We start from the raw sequence: 18,132 nt of genomic DNA on the forward strand, positions 1-18,132 counted from the left end.
TCCCCAGCAAGGTGCTGGTATTGCGGGCAACTGAAGCGCCGCAATGGACCGTATTGTCGCATGCTCTTGCTTTCGTCTCAGAAACACCCCCATTGCGCCGCAAAAATATGGGATTACAGTGCGGTAACAAACTGTCAAACCACTGGCACTGCAGCCCCGGATGTGGAGAATGTCTGCCAATGAAAAAATACCTATTGCGGCGGCTGGGTGTGGCCCAGGACCCGGGGCAAACCAAGCCCTCGCTGCAAACCTGCATTGAGGCGGTGTTGGACCAAAGCGATGCGCTGATGGACGATGTGCTGTCCGGGTTGCAATCCGCCCTGTCCCCTGTCAACAGCAAAAACCTGCACGCACGGCAAAACCCGGTGCGCCGCGCCACGGTGGAGCTGCTCGTGCAGCGCCAGGCCGAACTCAAGTCCCTATTTTCCAAATCCCTGCGCGCTACGGTGTATGGCGGAGATACGCAGCGGCGCGTCAGCCCGGCACGGGTCAAGTTCGATGATTTTCAATTTCTCGAAGACGAGCAGATCGATGCCAACATCGAGTTGGCGCTGACGGAGCAAGAAGTCACCTCCGCGGTGGAGGATGTGCTGCCCGCCTTGAACGCCTACGTCAGCAGTCTGCTGGGATGGTCCAGTGTGCAGCCCCACCTCAACCCGATCAAGCCTGAAGCCTTTGTGTTTTCCCTGCGCGAGGCGCTGGGCCAACTGGTGCCCGAAGACGAAGCACGTGGTGCCGTGATGACGCCGGCGGCCGGACTGCTGGGCGCCACCCTGCACCAGCTGTACCGCGAGGTGACGGACTGGTTACGGTCACAGGGGGTGGAGCCGGTGGCTTCGGCCACCTCCAGCACCGGTCCGTTTGGCGGACAGGTCAAGGTGGCGGAGAACTCGGTGACCCGCACCCTGCTGACGCTGGACAAATTGCGCCGCCTGCTGTCGGGCGAGCTGGACCCCAGCGGCGCGGCCAGGGGCATCAAAGACTTCACGCACACAGTGCCAGCCTCATTCCTCGCGTTGGAAGACATGAAGCTCGTCGAGCCCATGATGAAGCGCCTGGCGGAGCGAGCCAACCTGTCGGGCCAGGCGTCACCTAAGGCGAAGGCCCATGGCAGGGAAGCGGCGAAAGACGGCATACAAGGCCGAGCGCTGGGCCAGCAACTGGGTGAGGAAGTGGTGCGCCTGATGCTGGAAAACCTGATGCAGGACCGCCGCTTGCTGGCGCCGGTGCGCCAGGGGCTCAAAAGTATGGAGTCGGTGCTTATTCGCCTCTCGCAATCTGATCCGCGGTTCTTCAGTGAGAGAAAGCACCCAGCGCGCCTGTTTCTGGACAAGATCACCAACCGCAGCCTGGCCTTTACGTCCGTGGACGAGCCCGGCTTCAGCCGGTTCCAAAAGACCTTTGACAACGCGTTCAGCGTGTTGAGCGGGGGGGAGGGTGACGCCAACGCCTTTGCGCGCCTGTTGCGCAAACTCGAAGAGGGCTGGACGCAGGATGAAAAAGTGCAACGCGCGCGCGCCGAAGAAGCGGCCCGTGGCCTGCTGCATGCCGAGCAGCGCAATTTGCTGGCAGAGCGCTTCAGCAAGGACTTTACCGAGCGCCTGAGCCGCAAGACCGTACCCGAGCTGGTGGTGAAGTTTTTGCAAGGCCCCTGGGCGCAGGTCGTGGCCGAGTCGCAGCTGCGCTGCGCCGACGGCACGCAGGATGCCGATGGCTACCTGGCGTTGGTCGACGACCTGATTTGGAGCGTGCGTCTGCGCCTGGCGCGGCGCAACCGCTCGCGCCTGGTGGAACTGGTGCCCCAAATGCTGGTGAAAATTCGCCAGGGCTTGCAGCTCATCGAATACCCGGAAGACCGCATTCCCGTCTTTTTCGATGGCCTGATTGCCGTGCACGAGCAGGTATTTGAAAGTGCCAAGGCCGCTGCCGCAGAAGCTACCCCGGCGGATGCTATCCCCGCGGTGGTGTCCGATGCGCAGGAGGACGAAGACAGCGTGGCACCCGAGGCCGAGGGATTCTGGATGGCCGAGAGTGAGGCCACCGATTCGGGCTTCTTGCGCGATGGCTTTGAGCCCCCACCCTCGCTGCCAGAGGTGGCGGAGGTGACAGATCCAACTCTTCAAACTGCATGGGGCGCCGACACCTTACAAACCGGGTCGTGGGTGGACCTGGCGCTGGGCGGGCAATGGGTGCGCGCCCAGCTCACCTGGGCCAGCCCGCACCGCACGCTGTTCATGTTCATCTCCTCGGGCGGCCTGGCGCACTCCATGTCGCGCCGCACCATGGACCGCCTGCGCGGTTTGGGGCTGATCCACCTGGTATCGGACGGCCACGTGATGGACAACGCGCTGGATGCGGTGGCTCAGGCGGCCTTGCGCAACGACCTCGGAAACGCTGCCAGCACAGGCTAATTCCGGTGCTGCATGGCCCAACCGGAGTGCGGCAGTCGATAATGTGGGTTTTCCCGCTGAAACAACCAGACTCGCAATGGCCCAATACGTTTTCTCCATGAACCGCGTCGGCAAGATCGTGCCGCCCAAGCGTCACATTCTTAAAGACATCTCTTTGAGCTTCTTCCCGGGCGCCAAAATTGGCGTGTTGGGGACCAACGGCTCCGGCAAGTCCACCTTGCTCAAGATCATGGCGGGCATTGACAAGGAGATCGAAGGCGAAGCCATTCCCATGGCTGGCCTGAACATCGGCTACCTGCCCCAGGAACCCCAGTTGGACCCGACCCAAACCGTGCGCGAAAGCGTGGAAGCGGGCATGGGCAAGGTGTTCGCCGCCAAGGCGCGCCTCGAAGAGGTCTACACCGCCTACGGTGCCGAAGATGCCGACTTTGACGCGCTGGCCGCGGAGCAGGCCGAGCTGGAGGCCATCATCGCCACCGCCGGAACCGACTCCGAGCACCAATTGGAAATTGCCGCTGACGCGCTGCGCCTGCCGCCCTGGGATGCCAACATCGGCGTGCTCTCCGGCGGTGAAAAGCGCCGCGTGGCGCTGTGCCGTCTGCTCCTAAGCAAGCCCGATATGCTGTTGCTTGACGAACCCACCAACCACTTGGACGCTGAATCGGTGGACTGGCTGGAGCAGTTCCTGCAGCGCTACCCCGGCACCGTGGTGGCCATCACCCACGATCGCTACTTCCTGGACAACGCGGCCGAATGGATTCTGGAACTGGACCGTGGTTCCGGCATTCCGTACAAAGGCAACTACTCCGATTGGCTGACCCAAAAGGGTGCCCGCCTAGAGGCCGAGCAAAAGGGCGAAGAAGCCCGCGCCAAAGCCTTGAAAAAGGAATTGGAATGGTCACGCCAGAATCCCAAGGCGCGTCAAGCCAAGAGCAAGGCCCGTTTGGCCCGCTTTGAGGAACTGAGCGACTTTGAATACCAGAAGCGCAACGAGACGAACGAAATCTTCATCCCGGTGGCCGACCGCTTGGGTAGCCAGGTGATCGAATTCAAGGGTGTGAGCAAGTCCTTTGGCGACCGCGTGCTGATCGACAACCTGAGCTTCAACATTCCCGCAGGCGCCATCGTCGGCATCATCGGCCCCAACGGGGCTGGTAAGTCGACCCTGTTCAAGCTGATTGCGGGCAAGGAGAAACCCGATTCGGGTGAAGTCGTCATCGGCTCTACCGTCAAGATGGCCTTTGTCGACCAACACCGTGACGACCTGTCCAACGACAAGACCGTGTGGGAAGACGTGTCCGGCGGACTCGACATCCTGAACGTTGGCAAATTCCAGATGGCCAGCCGCGCGTATTGCGGCCGCTTCAACTTCAACGGTGCCGACCAGCAGAAGAAGGTCGGCATGCTCTCTGGTGGTGAGCGCGGTCGTTTGCACCTGGCCAAAACGCTGATCGCCGGTGGCAACGTGCTGATGCTCGATGAACCGTCGAACGATCTGGACGTGGAAACCCTGCGCGCGCTGGAAGATGCGTTGTTGGAGTTCGCCGGCACTATGTTGGTAATCTCCCACGATCGCTGGTTCCTGGACCGTATTGCCACACACATCCTGGCCGCCGAAGGCGACAGCCAGTGGACCTTCTTCGACGGTAACTACCAAGAGTACGAAGCCGACAAGAAGAAGCGCCTGGGTGAAGAGGGCGCCAAGCCCAAGCGCATGCGCTACAAGGCCCTGAAGTAATCCTGTTTATCCCGCCTGTGGAGTGTCCACGCCATGAATGAGCCCACCCCCCAGTACGCTGCCCTGTACCAAGCCACGGTGAAGGATGCGGCTGCAGGAGGCGGGGCCATCATGGGCAAGCTGACTGCAGCGGTGCGCAAATCGTTGCATGCGCGGGTTGCGGGTGCGCGTGACATGCGTGAGCGCGACGTGCACGAGGAGTCGCTCAAGCACCTGTTGGTGCAAGAGCCGGTGCTGCGCGCCCAGTATCCGCAGGTACTGCTGGAAGCCTTCAATAAGCCGGTGCTCACCGCCAAGGCGCCCAGCCTATCCCTGGCCGAGGTGCACTTTGACCAGTTGGAGCTGATGGACGAAGTGCAGGTGCAGGAAAGCGTGAACATGGCGCGCGCCCAGCAAATGGCCATGCTGGTGGCGGAAGCCAGCCTGGCCGACCTCAATACCCTTATTTGTTCCACGCTGGGCCTGGCCACGGTGCGGCCGGAGCGCAACCCGTTGCGGCCCGAGATTTATCTGCAGGCCCTCAAGCACGTCGTGGAGCGCCTGGCCGTGCCCGCGGCGGTGCGGCTGGACTGGCTGACCACCATGGGTGTGTCGCTGGGCGGCGAGCTGCGCGAGCTGTACACCAGCCTGTCACAGCACATGCGGTCTCAAGGCGTCGTGGCGGCAGGCTATGCCGTGGTGCCGACGCCAGGTGGTGGCACGTCCGGTAGCGGTTCTAAAGGTGTGACGGCACAGGCCATCAGCTCGGGCGCGCCGGGTAGTGCGGAGCGAGAAGCGCTGGTGGCCTCCGAGATGCGGGCCGCGCGACGCGTGAGCGACCCGGCGCTGCTGACCCTGGACCGCTTGCGCCGCCTGTTGGCGGGGGAGTTGGACCAACACGGCACACCGCACCGGGTGGCGGCCTTTGCCCAGCAATTTGCCCGCGAATTTGAGAGCGGCGGCATCCCCATGCCGGGGGCTGACCAGGATTTTGATGCCACCATGCCGGCCGCTCTGGAAGCATTGACCGAAATGAAACAGGTGGACCGCGTGGTCCAGCGTCTGGAGCAGCGGCGCAGTGCGGGCACCCTGATCGCCCCCGATGAAAAGGTGGCCCATGCGGCGCGGGAAGCCATACGCCGCAGTGCTGCGGGCATTGCGCAGGCCCTGAGCCTGGAGGTGATCAACCTGATGGTGGACAACATCGCCCGTGATCCACGCCTAGTGACACCGGTGCAGCAGGTGGTGTGGGGTCTGGAGCCCGCCTTGATGCGCCTGGCGCTGGTAGACCCGCGCATCTTTACCGACAAGCAGCATGCGGCCCGCGTATTGGTGCAGGAGCTGACGCATCGCAGCCTGGCGTTTACTTCACCGCAGAGTCCGGGCTTCGCTGAGTTTTTCCAGCAGGTGCAAGATGCCCTGGCTCCCGTAGTCGATGCCGCTATCACCAGCGCCGAGCCCTTTGAACATGCGTTGGCAGATTTGCGCCAGCTCTGGGATGCCCAGGCCCGGCAACAGGAGGCCTCCCGTGCGCAGGCTGTGCGGGCCCTGCAGCAGGCCGAGCAGCGCAACCTGTTGGCCGAGAAGATTGCGCGTGAAATTGACTCCCACCCCGATGCGGCCAAGGTGCCCGAGGTGGTGATTGCCTTTCTCTGTGGCCCTTGGGCCCAGGTGGTGGCGCAGGCGCGCCTGAAGGGGGGCGCAGGTTCTACCGTGGCAGACAAATACCAGGCGCTGATTTCGGCCACGCTGTGGAGTGCCCACCCGGACCTGGCCCGCATGAATGTGTCCAAGCTGACGCGTCTGGTGCCGCTGCTGATCAGCACCCTGCGTGAAGGTCTGGACACCATCCGCTACCCCGTTACCAAAACCAGCGCCTTTCTCGAAGCCCTGATGGGCTTGCACCAGCTGGCGTTTCGCGCAGGCGCCAAGCCGGCGGAGCCGCTGGCCGCTCCTGTCGAGCCTGCAGCGGCTGGGGCGCGTACCCGTCCGGTGGAGGATGGCGACCCCTGGGTGGCCCCCGAAGAGGCCCACGATTCCAATTTCATCGAACTGCCGGAGTCTGCGCAGAGCACCGAGGCCGTGGCATCTGCGGGCACGGCAGACAATCCGGGCGCTGCGCCGACAGAGCTGGCCGTGGCAAGCACAGGCAGCTTGCCGCTGGGCTCATGGGTGGAGCTGATGGTGGGTGAGCAGTGGGTGCGTACCCAGCTCACCTGGGCCAGCCCGCATGGCACGCTGTTCCTGTTTACCAGCAGTGCAGGTACGACCCAGTCCATGACACGGCGCACGCATGACAAGCTGGTGGCCGGTGGCCAGTTGCGCGTGATTTCGGGACAGCCCGTGGTGGACGGCGCGCTCGATGCCGTGGCCCAGCAGGCCATGCGCAACAGCGTGGACTCTACGCTGTAGGCTGTTTACGCGGCTTTGCCGGGGAGCTTGGCCTGCAGCTTTTGCCGCACCAGGCCAATGTGGTTACGCAGGGTGTACAGCTCGTCGGTGTAGGACAGCGGCACGATCACTTTTTCTACCTTGGCTTCCAGAGCTTCCAGCTCTTCCAGCAGCGTTGGTGCCTGTTCGGTGTCCTTCTCCAGCCGCTCTTCAATCTCGCGCAGCTGGCCATACCAGCGGAACACGCGCGAACGCACCCGGAACGCATACAGCGGCGGCGCAATCTTGCCCAGCGGCAGCAGCACGGCAATGATGATGCCCATGGCCAGCCACATACGCTCGATCAGGTTGGCCAGGGTGAACGGCAGGTAGCGCTGCAACGAGGGCGTGCCGTTGCGCAGCGTGCGCTCGGCCTCCGGGGCCAGCGGGTACTCGGCATTGGCTGCGTTGGGGTACTCACGGGCGCGGTTGAACCAGCCGCCCTGGCCATGGACCTGCAGCGCCGCCTGGGACAGCAGTTGGCGCAGGGCGGGGTGTACGCCGTCGCGCGCCAGCATGCTGGTGGTGGTGGCGATCAGGTGCACATCTTCTTTGGGCATGTTGCGCGCCAAATCGACAATGCCATTGGGCAGCACGACCGGGCTGACAAAGGGCAGGCGTCGTGCGTAGGCCTCATTTTGTGAAAAATCCATGAGCCGGATGCCCGGCGTCTGCAGCAGCATTTGCACAATCGGCGCTTCCGGGGCGGAGGCAAACACCACGGCATCGAGCTGGCCGTCCAGCAGTTTGACGGTGGCGGGGGTTTGCTCCAGCTGCGAGAGCTTGAGCGAGCGGGGCTCTACACGGTTCATGTCCAGCAGGGTTTGCATCAGCGTGGGCACGCCGCTGCCGGCCGCACCCACATTGACGCGCATGTGGGCCAGCTGGGTGAGCGAGCTCAGGCGTCCGCTGGGGACGACGGCCCGCGCGGACGTGGTGCGGTAGAACAACCAGATGGGTTCGACAAAGAGGTTGCCCAGCGTGACCAGTTCTTCGGCCTCGTCATCGGGCACATTGCCATTGCCGGTGCCGCCTTGCACAAAGCCCGCATCGGCCTGGCCGGTGCGCAGCAGATTCAGATTGGCAGAGGAGCCCTCGCTGGGCAACAGCACGACTTCAATGCCGCTGGCGGCCAAGGCTTTGGCATAGCGTTTGCCCAGTTCGGCATAGGCGCTTTGTTCGGGGCCGGTGGCCAGCGTCAGGCGTTTGGGCGGCATGGGGTCCAGCCACCAGTAGGCCAGCCACAGCAGGCCCGCAGCCGCCAAAACCAAAGGACTGGCCGAGGTCAACAGGTCGCGCAGGGACAGTAGAACATGGCGTACGGAGCGGGGCAAAGATGGCATGGGCGTCTGGTTAGAGGGGGTGTTCGGTGTAGAACCGCCCGCCGTGGAAGAGCAAGGGGGCGGCGCCTTGCCGGTGGCTGCAGCATTCGACCTCACCCACAAAAATCACATGGTCGCCTTCTTCGTAGCGGCTGCGGTTGAAGCACTCAAAGGTGGCGGCCGCCCCTTCCAGCAAGGGGGCTCCACCGGCGCCCGTGGTGAATGCCACACCAGCGTAGCGGTCGCCTTCGCGCGCGGCGAACTGGCGGGCTAACGCTTGCTGATCAGCGCCCAGGATGTTGATGGCGTAATGCGAACCGGTGCTGAACGCGGCCATGGAGCCGGCCGTGCGCGCCAGGCTCCACAGCACCAGCGGCGGGGAGAGTGACACCGAGTTGAACGAGTTAGCGGTGAGGCCGACCAGGCTGCCATCGGGCGCGCGGGCCGTCACAATGGTCACACCGGTGGCGAACATACCCAAGGCCAGGCGGAATTCAGCGGACGAGAAATTGGGGGGCACCGCGTGCTGCGGTGAGGGATGCGACGACATGCATGCAATTTAACTGGTTTTGGCAGACTCCTGCGGTCGCCAATGGTTAAAACTCCAGTAACCAACGCCCCCTACAATCCGGCCTATGTACATTCGAACCTTGGTGGCGTGTATTTTTGCTATCGTTTCAATAGCTGCACGCGCAGATATGGCGAGGGCTTGCGCCGACTATTCTTCCAAAATCCCCAATGTGAGCCCCGGCATGTGCGAGGCGGCTGCATTGCACGACATGCAGGTGCGCTCGGTGCAGGGGCGCACACTGTGGGGGCGTGACATCCAGCCGGCAGACGCCAACTTTCGCGTGCTGGTGGTCGGTGGCATCCACGGGGACGAGATGGCATCGAGTTCGCTGGTGTTCCACTGGATAGGCTTGGCCCAAACCCCGCCGTCGGACATGGCGCTCTCGGTACACTGGCGCTTCATTCCGGCGCTGAACCCCGATGGCCTGTTTGCCCGGCCCTCACGCCGTACCAATGCGAATGGCGTGGACCTGAACCGCAACTTCCCCACGCCCAACTGGGCGCGTGACGCCCGTGAATACTGGGAGACGCGCACCAAGCGCGACCCGCGCCGCTGGCCGGGCAACAAACCTTTGTCGGAGCCCGAGTCGCGCTTTCTGCTGGAGCAGATGGACAGTTTCAAACCCAATCTGATTGTCAGTGTGCATGCGCCGTATGGCGTGCTGGACTTTGATGGCCCCTCGGTGCCCCCCAGCAAGCTGGGCCGTCTGTACCTGGACCAGGTTGGCATCTTCCCCGGGTCACTGGGCAATTACGGAGGCATCCACAAGCGTGTGCCGGTGGTCACCATTGAGCTGCCCAGCGCCTCCCGCATGCCGCAAGAGGCGGAGACGCGGCAAATGTGGATGGACCTGCTGCGCTGGACCACCGACCGGCTGGGGCCGGCCCACGTGGCGGTCACGCAGTAAGGCTCAGGCGTTTTGCCGGACCGTGCCCAGTTGGGCACTGGCTTTCTCCAGCCAGATTTGCAGGTTGTCCAGCAGGCCCTGCTGGCTGAACGAGCAGCTCTCCTCCGAAAACAGGGCGCTGGATTCCAGCCGGTCCATGAGCTGCAGCAGCACCTCGCGGTAGCGGGGCCCCAGCGCGTCCAGCAGGGCGTGCTGGCTGCGCGCCAGGTCTGACAGACCATGCGCGCCCAGGGCGCCACTGCGCAGCTGGGCCAGCCCGGTGTTCAGGGCTTCCCATTGCAAACGTGCCGGTGTGGTCATAGAACTTCAGTGGCCCAGGATCTTGGACAGGAAGTCCTTGCTGCGGTCGCTTTGCGGGTTGTTGAAGAACTCGGTGGGCGTGTTCTGCTCCACGATTTGGCCCTGGTCCATGAAAATCACGCGATCGGCCACGGCCTTGGCAAAGCCCATTTCGTGGGTCACGCAGATCATCGTAATGCCGTGGCTGGCCATCTCCACCATCACGTCCAGCACTTCCTTGATCATTTCGGGGTCCAGCGCCGAGGTGGGCTCGTCAAACAGCATGATCTTGGGCTTGAGGCACAGCGCACGAGCAATCGCCACGCGTTGCTGCTGGCCACCAGAGAGCTGCAGCGGGTACTTGTTGGCCTGCTCAGCAATGCGCACGCGCTTGAGCTGTTCCATGGCCTTTTCTTCAGCATCTTTCTTGGGCATCTTGCCCACCCACATGGGCGACAGCGTCAGATTCTCAAGCACCGTCAGATGGGGGAACAGGTTGAACTGCTGGAACACCATGCCGACTTTCTTGCGCACGTCGTCGATGGCTTTCACATCGTCGGTCAGCTCCACACCGTCTACGGTCAGGTTGCCTTGCTGGTGCTCTTCCAGTCGGTTGATGCAGCGGATCAGCGTGGACTTGCCGGAGCCGGAGGGGCCGCAAACCACGATGCGCTCGCCCTTGGTCACGGTCAGGTCAATATCGCGCAGCACATGGTAGTTGTTGCCGTACCACTTGTTGACTTTGTTGAAGGTAATGATGGGTTCAGACATATTCGTTCCTTAGCGGAGTTTGCTTTTGTTGACTTGCTTTTCAATCCACAGGCTGTAGCGCGACATGGAGAAGCAAAAGCCGAAATAGATCAGGGCGATGAACAGGTAGCCTTCGATCTTGAAGGGGCGCCAATCTGCGTCCGAGTTCAGGGCCAGGCTCATGGAACCCGTGAGTTCGTACAGGCTCACGATGGTCACCAACGAGGTGTCCTTGAAGGTGGAGATGAAGTTGTTCATGATGCCGGGCACCACCATGGCCAGGGCCTGGGGCAGCACGATCTTGCGTTGGGTCTGCCAGTACGACAGGCCTAGCGTGGCGGCGGCTTCGATCTGCCCCTTGGGTAGCGACTGCAGGCCCCCGCGGATCACCTCGGCCATATAGGCGGCAGCGAACAGCGTGATACCGGCCAGCACACGGATCAGCACGTCGATGTTGAAGCCCTGGGGCATCAGCAGCGGGAACATGAACGACGCCATGAACAGCACCGAGATGAGCGGCACGCCGCGGATCAGCTCCACGTAGATCGTGCAAAAGCTGCGGATGGCAGGTAGTGTGGAGCGGCGCCCCAGCGCGATGAGCAAGGCAATGGGGAAGGCCATGGCCATGGACAGGGAGGACAGCAGCAAGGTCAGTGGCAGGCCGCCCCACCGGTCGGTGTCCACACGGCTCAGGCCCAGCACGCCGCCGTACATCACCACAAAGAAGAAGCCCAGCACCGCAATCCAGGCCAGGCCCAACCAGGCCTTCCAGAACATGCGCATGCAGCTCACCACCAGCAGGCTCAAGAGCAGCAGGGTGGAGATCAGCGGACGCCACTGTTCTTCAAACGGGTAGCGGCCAAAGATGATGATGCGGAATTTCTCCACCACCACACCCCAGCAGGCGCCAGCGCCCTCGGCGTGACAGGCATCGAAGTTGGGCACCCACACAGCGTGGACCAAGGCCCAGCCCAGCAGGCGCGGCAGCAGGGTCAGCAGCAGTGCGCCGATGATCACGGTGCCCAGCGTGGTCTTCCAGTCGCCAAACAGGTTGGTGCGAATCCACGCCGCCAGTCCTTCCGTTTTCACGGGGGCGGGACGCGCGGCAATGGGTTGAAAAGTCGTTGCGCTCATGTGCGTCCCCTAGCGTTCTTTGATGGCGGAGCGGGTGTTGTACCAATTCATGCTGATCGACGTGAACAGCGAGGTACTCAGGTACACCAGCATGATGATGGCAATGCACTCCACGGCGCGCCCGGTCTGGTTGATGGCCGTGTTGGCGATGGACACCACGTCGGGGTAACCAATGGCCACGGCCAGCGATGAGTTCTTGGTCAGGTTCAGAAACTGGTTGGTGACCGGTGGAATGATCACGCGCAGAGCCTGCGGCAGCATCACCAAACGCATGGTCTGGCCACGGCTCAGGCCCAAAGCTGCAGCAGCCTCCGACTGGCCCAGCGCCACGGACTGGATACCGCCCCGCACCACCTCAGACACAAAGGCCGCGGTGTAAATCGTCAGGCCCAGCAGCACCGATAGGTACTCCGGTGTGAGTGCGCCGCCGTTTTCAATGGCAAAGTCGCCTTGCACCGGCATGTTCAGCGCGGTGGGTGCACCACCCAGCAGCCAACCCACCATGCCGGTGGCCAAGACGATGGCAACCGGCACCCAGAACATGCTTTTGGGCTTGCCGGTTTTCTCGAACGTACGGTAGGCGTAGCGGCGATAGGCCCACGCCAGGCCCACACCGGCCAGCAGGCCCCAGGCGCCCCAGACGTGGCCTGCAGCCCATTCGGGAATCGGGAAATTCAGGCCGCCCTTGCTCAGGAAGAAAGGCCCGAGCACCAGCGGTTCGTTGGAGGCAGGCAGTACCTCGGTGAACATCAGGTACCACATCAACAGCTGCAACAGCACCGGGATGTTGCGGAAGAACTCCACATACACCGTGCACAGGCCGCGGATCAGCGCATTGCGCGAGAACCGGCCCACGCCAATCAGCGTGCCCAGGATGGTGGTGAGGATGATGCCCACCACAGCGACACGCAGGGTGTTCACAAAACCGACCAGGTAGGCGCGCCAGTAGGACTCGCCCGAATCAAACGCAAACAGGCTCTCGCCAATGTCAAAGCCCGCGGGGCTGGACAGGAAATCAAAGCCGCTCTGGATGCCACGCAACTTCATGTTGGTGGTGGTGTTGTGGGCCAGGTACAGCACGGTGACTAGCACCACCACGACGGCGATGATCTGGTACACCAAACCACGGAACGCCTGGCTGCGCCAGGACCATGATTTTTTAGGAGGGGAGGAGGGTGTGGACATGTCGGCCCTTGTAGTCACGGAGAATTCGACCAACCAGTTGAAAAGGGCAGCGCACGGTGACTGCGGCTGCCCTTTTGCGGTGCGAAACGCCGGGTCACAGCGTCTCGCATGGCCTGTTTAACGGACAGGAGGTGCGTATTGCACGCCGCCCTTGTTCCACAGGTTGTTCAAACCGCGTGGCAATTGCAGGGGCGACTTGGGGCCCACGTTGCGCTCAAAAATTTCGCCGTAGTTGCCGGTGGTCTTGACGGCGCGTGCCAGCCATTCTTTGTCCAAGCCCAGCAGCTTGCCGGTGTCTTCAGTGGAACCGAGCAGGCGGCCCACGACGGGATCTTTGCTGGTGGTCTTGAGGTCGTCCACGTTGGCGGCGGTGACACCGTACTCTTCGGCTTCCAGCAGACCGTAGATCACCCATTTCACAATGGTGGTCCACTCGTCATCGCCACGGCGCACCATGGGGCCCAGGGGCTCTTTGGAGATCAGTTCGGGCAGGATGATGTGGTCGGCGGGGTTCTTGGCCACCTTGTTGCGGGTGGAGGCCAGGCCGGACGCATCGGTGGTATATGCCACGCAACGGCCTGCGAAGTACGCGCCTTCAGCGGCTTCCAGCTTTTCAAACACGATGGGCTTGATGCCCAGGCCATTGGCCTTGGAGTAGTCGGTCAGGTTCTTTTCGGTGGTGGTGCCGGATTGCACGCACACGGTCTGGCCCTTGAGCTGCTTGGCGCTCTTGAGCTTGCTCTTCACAGGCACCATGAAGCCCTGGCCGTCGTAGTAGGTCACGGCAGTCTGGGTCAGGCCCAGAGAGGCATCACGGGTCAGCGTGAAGGTGGTGTTGCGCGACAGGATGTCGATTTCACCAGACTGCAGAGCGGTAAAGCGGGCCTGTGCGTTCAGCGGGACGTATTTGACTTTTTCGCCATCACCCAAAGTGGCGGCGGCTACTGCGCGGCACACGTCCACATCCAGGCCGGTCCATTTGCCATTGGAATCGGCCGCACCGAAACCTGCCAGGCCTGTGTTCACGCCGCAGACCACTTGGCCACGCGCCTTGATGGCGTCCAGTGTTTTGCCGGCGTGGGCGGGGGCTGCGATTACAGCACCCAGCGCAGCCACGACGGTTGCCAGGGTCTTCAGTTTTTTGATGCTCATAAGTCATTACTCCAAATAAATGAATCAGCAGGGTGCACCAGAGCGGTGTCTGCGCCCCGATTCTGACGCTGAACTTTAGCGTCGCCCCCAAGCGGGGATCATCGGGGTTTACCATCGAGCGGCATGCAAAAAAGTAATAAGCTAATTCGTGCGCATGCCGCTCTGCGGTGAATGCGTCAAGCAGAAAGCATGCCACGGCCTCTCAATCTTGCAAGTGGATACAGGGCTTTGACGCTTCCGTACAAAGGGAGTCAGGCTGCACGGGTTGGCCCGGTTGGTCACTGCGGTGACAGACACGGCTTTCAAGCTGCGCGGGTTCACGTATCGTGCACGCACAACCATACGGAGACCCGGCACCATGAACCCCAGCGCGCACCACGCGGTGTGGCCCACGCGGCTACCTAAGCAGATCACCGTTCCTGCCACCTCCCTGTGGGACAACCTGGCCACCAATGCCCGCCGCTACCCGGACAAGGCCGCACTCATCTTCTTTGGCCGCGTCATCACCTATGCCGCGCTGGCGGCCCAGGCCGAACAGGTCGCTGCCTGGCTGCACGCCCAAGGCGTGGCCAAGGGCGACCGCGTGCTGTTGAATATGCAGAATTGCCCGCAGCTGGTGGCTGCGCACTTTGGCATCTTGCGGGCCAACGCCGTGGTGGTGCCGGTCAACCCCATGAACCGGGCCGAAGAGCTCAAGCACTACATCACCGACCCCGACGTGCGCGTGGCCATCACCACTTCGGACCTGGCCCCTGAACTGGCGCGCGCCAGCGATGCCCTGCCTGAAGCCCAGCGCCTGCAGCATTTGCTGGTCACCCACTTCACCGACGCCTTTGACCCTGGCGCGGGGGACGATGCGCCGCCCGCGGCCTGGGCCGACTGGTTGCTCACCCGCCATGCATTGCCTGCATTGGCTGGCGGCCAGGTGCATGCCTGGCAAGATATTCCCCAAGACGCCACGCCGCCCGCACTGCAGACGGGGTCTGCCGATTTGGCCTTGTTGCCCTACACCAGCGGCACCACTGGCTTGCCCAAGGGCTGCATGCACACCCACGCCAGCATCATGCACAACGCGGTGGCCAGTGGGCTGTGGGGCAATGCCAGCATGGAAACCGTCACGCTCATGGTCGTGCCCATGTTCCACATCACCGGCATGGTGAGCCTGATGCACGCCAACATCTACGTGGGCGCCACCATGGTGCTGATGCCGCGCTGGGACCGTGAGTTAGCCGGTCAGCTGATCTCGCGCTGGCAGGTCAGCAGTTGGACCAATATCCCCACCATGGTCATCGACCTGATGGGCAGCCCCAACTTTGCGCAGTTCAACCTCTCCAGCCTGCTCTATATCGGGGGCGGTGGTGCGGCCATGCCGCAGGCCGTGGCGCAGCGATTGCAAGACCAATTTGGTCTGCGCTATGCAGAAGGCTATGGCCTGACCGAAACCGCCGCGCCCAGCCACAGCAACCCGCCAGACCATCCGAAGCAGCAGTGCCTGGGCATTCCCTTCATGGGGGTGGACGCGCGCGTGGTGGACCCCGAAACCCTGCAAGACCTGGAGGTGGGCGAGCAGGGTGAAGTCGTGGTGCACGGCCCCCAGGTGTTCCAGGGCTACTGGAAGAACCCGGACGCCACGCGCGCCGTGTTCTTTGAACGCGAGGGCAAGCGCTTCTTCCGTACGGGTGACCTGGGCCATGTGGATGCCGACGGCTACTACTTCATCACCGACCGGCTCAAACGCATGATCAATGCCTCGGGCTTCAAAGTCTGGCCCGCCGAGGTGGAGGCGCTGATGTACCGCCACCCCGCGGTGCAAGAGGCCTGCATCATCTCCATGCAAGACAGCTACCGCGGTGAGTCGGTCAAGGCCGTGGTGGTGCGGCGTGCCAGCCACGCCAGCACCACCGAGGAAGACATCATTGCCTGGTGCCGCGACACCATGGCTGTCTATAAGGTGCCGCGTGTGGTGCAGTTTGTAGACGCCCTGCCCAAGAGTGGCGCGGGCAAGGTCATGTGGCGCCTGCTGCAGGACAATGAACGCCGATCTTCCACCTGAACGCGCAAGGAGCTCCCATGTTTGAAACCGCCATCGCCGGTAGCCTGCCTAAACCCTCCTGGCTGTCGGAAACCGAAAAACTCTGGCCGCAATGGAAACTGGCCGGCCCCGAATTGCAACAGGCCAAGGCCGATGCCACGCTCTTGTGGATCAAGGAACAAGAGGATGCGGGGCTGGACGTGGTGGGCGACGGCGAGCAAAGCCGCCAGCACTTTGTGCACGGCTTTCTGGAGCAGGTGGACGGCATCGACTTTGAGAACAAGGTCACCATGGGCATCCGCAACAACCGCTACGACGCGCAGGTGCCCCAGGTCATCGCCGCGCTGCGCCTCAAGGGCCGTGTGCATGCGTTTGAGGCCCAACTGGCACGCGCCCACACGAAGAAGAAACTCAAGTTCACACTGCCCGGCCCGCTGACGATTGTGGATACCGTGGCGGATCGCTTCTATGGCGACCGCAAGACCATGGCCTTCGCCTTTGCCGAGCTGCTGAACCAGGAGGCCCTGGCCCTGCAGGCGGACGGCGTGGACATCATCCAGTTCGACGAGCCCGCCTTCAACGTCTACATGCAGGACGCGGCGGACTGGGGCGTGCAAGCGCTGGAGATTGCTGCGCGCGGCCTGACCTGCACCACGGCCGTGCACATCTGCTACGGCTACGGCATCAAGGCCAACACCGATTGGAAAGAAACTTTGGGCGGCGAGTGGCGTCAGTACGCCCAGGTGTTCCCCGCGCTGGCCGCCAGCAGCATCCAGCAGGTGAGCCTGGAGTGTTACCACTCGCACGTGCCGCCGGACTTGATGGCGCTGCTGAAGGACAAGGACGTAATGGTGGGCGTGATCGACGTGGCCAGCGACGTGATCGAGACCCCCGAGCAGGTGGCCGATACCATTGGCATCGCGCTGCAGCACGTGCCCAAGAACCGCATTTTCCCCTGCACCAACTGCGGCCTGGCGCCCATGAGCCGCGAGGTGGCGGTGAAGAAGCTCCAAGCCCTGGCGCAAGGCGCGGCACTGGCATGCCAGCGCTATGGGGTGGGTGCGTGAATACCAGCGTGGGCTTTGATGCAGACCGCACCGCGCACTTGGTGCAGGTGTTGGAGCGCGAAGTGGCCAAAGCCCGCCTGCCCGGGGCGGTGGCGCTGATTGCCCGCCATGGCCAGCTGGTGCTGCACCGTGCCGTGGGCCAGCAAAACCCTGCGGACGGCACGCCCATGGCGCTGGACAGCATCTTTCGCATCTACTCCATGACCAAACCACTGGTCTCGGTGGCGGTGATGCAGCTCATGGAGCGCGGGCTGCTGCTGCTGAGCGACCCCGTGGCGCAGCACCTGCCCGCGTTTGCGAATGTGCCCGTGGCGACGCAAGTGAACGGCGAGACCGTGCTGCAGCCGCCCAAGACCCAGCCCACAGTGCAAGACCTGCTGCGCCACACCTCGGGCCTGACGTACGAGATTTTGGGTAACGACCCGATCCAGGTGCAGTACGCCAAGGCACGCCTGGGGTCGCGTGAACACACCAATGCCCAGTTTGCGCAAGCGCTGGCACAGATCCCTTACCGTTTTGAGCCCGGTACCGTGTGGGAGTACAGCCGCGCCACCGACCTGCTGGGGGCGTTGGTAGAACGTGTCACCGGCCAGACGCTGGGCGCCTACCTGCAGCAGCACATCCTGGGCCCGCTGGGCATGGTGGACACAGCGTTTGTGGTGCCGCCCGCACAGCACCACCGCATTGCCGAACCGTTTGCACACGACCCCGACGGGGGTGTGCCCATGCGCCTGCTGGACCCACGCAAGCCAGCAGCGATGGAGGCCGGTGGCGCGGGGCTGATGTCCACGGCGTCCGACTACGCGCGCTTTCTGCAGTGCTTGTTGAGCGGCGGTGCGGCGCCTAATGGCCCACGCATTCTCAGTCCCGCCACCGTGCGCACCATGACCGCAGACCACCTGGGCAGCATCGAGCCCTACCGCGCAGGCCGCTCCGGCGAACTGCTGCCGCCCGGCCATGGCTTTGGCCTGGGCTTTGCGGTGCGCACCCACGACGGGCTGGCGGCGATGTCCGGCAGCAAGGGCTTGTACTACTGGGGTGGCATAGCGGGCACCACCTTCTTTGTGGACCCGGCTAAAGACTTCTTCGCCATCCTGATGACCCAGGCACCCAACCAGCGTGACTACTACCGCCCGCTGTTTCGCAACCTGGTTTACGCTGCGCTGCTGGACTGA

At 63.1% G+C, this 18,132-nt stretch carries 14 protein-coding genes; 7 read left to right on the top strand and 7 right to left on the bottom strand.

The window, feature by feature from the left end; translation table 11 throughout:
• The first annotated feature begins 179 nt into the window (after positions 1-179).
• From J2X15_RS16470 to J2X15_RS16480, 3 genes are all read left to right on the top strand, one after another.
• Positions 180-2,411 (top strand): DUF1631 family protein, encoded by a 2,232-nt coding sequence (locus tag J2X15_RS16470; protein WP_310344750.1) that lies wholly within the window; start codon positions 180-182, stop codon positions 2,409-2,411.
• 76 nt (positions 2,412-2,487) lie between these two features.
• On the top strand, positions 2,488-4,149 hold the full coding sequence (ettA, locus tag J2X15_RS16475) for an energy-dependent translational throttle protein EttA (protein ID WP_310344753.1): 1,662 nt from the start codon (positions 2,488-2,490) through the stop codon (positions 4,147-4,149).
• Positions 4,150-4,182: 33 nt separating this feature from the next.
• A complete protein-coding gene (locus J2X15_RS16480; RefSeq protein WP_310344756.1) occupies positions 4,183-6,540 on the top strand; it encodes a DUF1631 family protein in 2,358 nt (785 codons plus the stop codon).
• A gap of 5 nt (positions 6,541-6,545) precedes the next feature.
• Here J2X15_RS16480 and J2X15_RS16485 read toward each other — a convergent pair whose 3' ends face one another.
• Together J2X15_RS16485 and J2X15_RS16490 are read right to left on the bottom strand one after the other, a co-directional pair.
• Complete coding sequence (locus J2X15_RS16485) at positions 6,546-7,901, bottom strand: TAXI family TRAP transporter solute-binding subunit (protein ID WP_310344758.1); 1,356 nt, start codon at positions 7,899-7,901, stop codon at positions 6,546-6,548.
• Positions 7,902-7,911: 10 nt separating this feature from the next.
• A complete protein-coding gene (locus tag J2X15_RS16490; RefSeq protein WP_310344760.1) occupies positions 7,912-8,430 on the bottom strand; it encodes a flavin reductase family protein in 519 nt (172 codons plus the stop codon).
• An 85-nt stretch (positions 8,431-8,515) separates the two neighbouring features.
• On the opposite strand from J2X15_RS16490, the gene J2X15_RS16495 reads away from it, so the two are divergent.
• Positions 8,516-9,358, top strand: coding sequence for a M14 family murein peptide amidase A (locus tag J2X15_RS16495; protein WP_310344762.1), 843 nt, complete (start codon positions 8,516-8,518; stop codon positions 9,356-9,358).
• A gap of 3 nt (positions 9,359-9,361) precedes the next feature.
• On the opposite strand, the gene J2X15_RS16500 is transcribed toward J2X15_RS16495, so the two are convergent.
• The 5 genes from J2X15_RS16500 to J2X15_RS16520 form a co-directional block, all read right to left on the bottom strand.
• Entirely contained in the window at positions 9,362-9,658 is a 297-nt protein-coding gene (locus J2X15_RS16500) for a hypothetical protein (RefSeq protein WP_310344765.1), read from the bottom strand.
• A 6-nt stretch (positions 9,659-9,664) separates the two neighbouring features.
• Positions 9,665-10,408: an amino acid ABC transporter ATP-binding protein gene (locus tag J2X15_RS16505; protein WP_310344766.1), complete on the bottom strand. Its 744-nt coding sequence runs from the start codon at positions 10,406-10,408 to the stop codon at positions 9,665-9,667.
• Between the two features lie 9 nt (positions 10,409-10,417).
• Positions 10,418-11,521: an amino acid ABC transporter permease gene (locus J2X15_RS16510; RefSeq protein ID WP_310344768.1), complete on the bottom strand. Its 1,104-nt coding sequence runs from the start codon at positions 11,519-11,521 to the stop codon at positions 10,418-10,420.
• A 9-nt stretch (positions 11,522-11,530) separates the two neighbouring features.
• Complete coding sequence (locus J2X15_RS16515; RefSeq protein WP_310344771.1) at positions 11,531-12,706, bottom strand: amino acid ABC transporter permease; 1,176 nt, start codon at positions 12,704-12,706, stop codon at positions 11,531-11,533.
• 117 nt (positions 12,707-12,823) lie between these two features.
• A complete protein-coding gene (locus J2X15_RS16520; RefSeq protein WP_310344773.1) occupies positions 12,824-13,858 on the bottom strand; it encodes an amino acid ABC transporter substrate-binding protein in 1,035 nt (344 codons plus the stop codon).
• Between the two features lie 358 nt (positions 13,859-14,216).
• Here J2X15_RS16520 and J2X15_RS16525 point away from each other — a divergent pair, with 358 nt between their 5' ends.
• From J2X15_RS16525 to J2X15_RS16535, 3 genes are read left to right on the top strand one after another with little or no spacing between them, the layout of a single operon-like run.
• Complete coding sequence (locus J2X15_RS16525; protein WP_310344775.1) at positions 14,217-15,911, top strand: long-chain fatty acid--CoA ligase; 1,695 nt, start codon at positions 14,217-14,219, stop codon at positions 15,909-15,911.
• A 17-nt stretch (positions 15,912-15,928) separates the two neighbouring features.
• Entirely contained in the window at positions 15,929-16,957 is a 1,029-nt protein-coding gene (locus J2X15_RS16530) for a methionine synthase (protein WP_310344777.1), read from the top strand.
• Complete coding sequence (locus J2X15_RS16535; RefSeq protein WP_310344780.1) at positions 16,954-18,132, top strand: serine hydrolase domain-containing protein; 1,179 nt, start codon at positions 16,954-16,956, stop codon at positions 18,130-18,132. Before J2X15_RS16530 ends, J2X15_RS16535 begins: the two co-directional genes overlap by 4 nt.

It is taken from the genome of Rhodoferax saidenbachensis, from assembly GCF_031457975.1.
In the GTDB taxonomy this organism is placed as follows: domain Bacteria; phylum Pseudomonadota; class Gammaproteobacteria; order Burkholderiales; family Burkholderiaceae_C; genus Allorhodoferax; species Allorhodoferax saidenbachensis_A.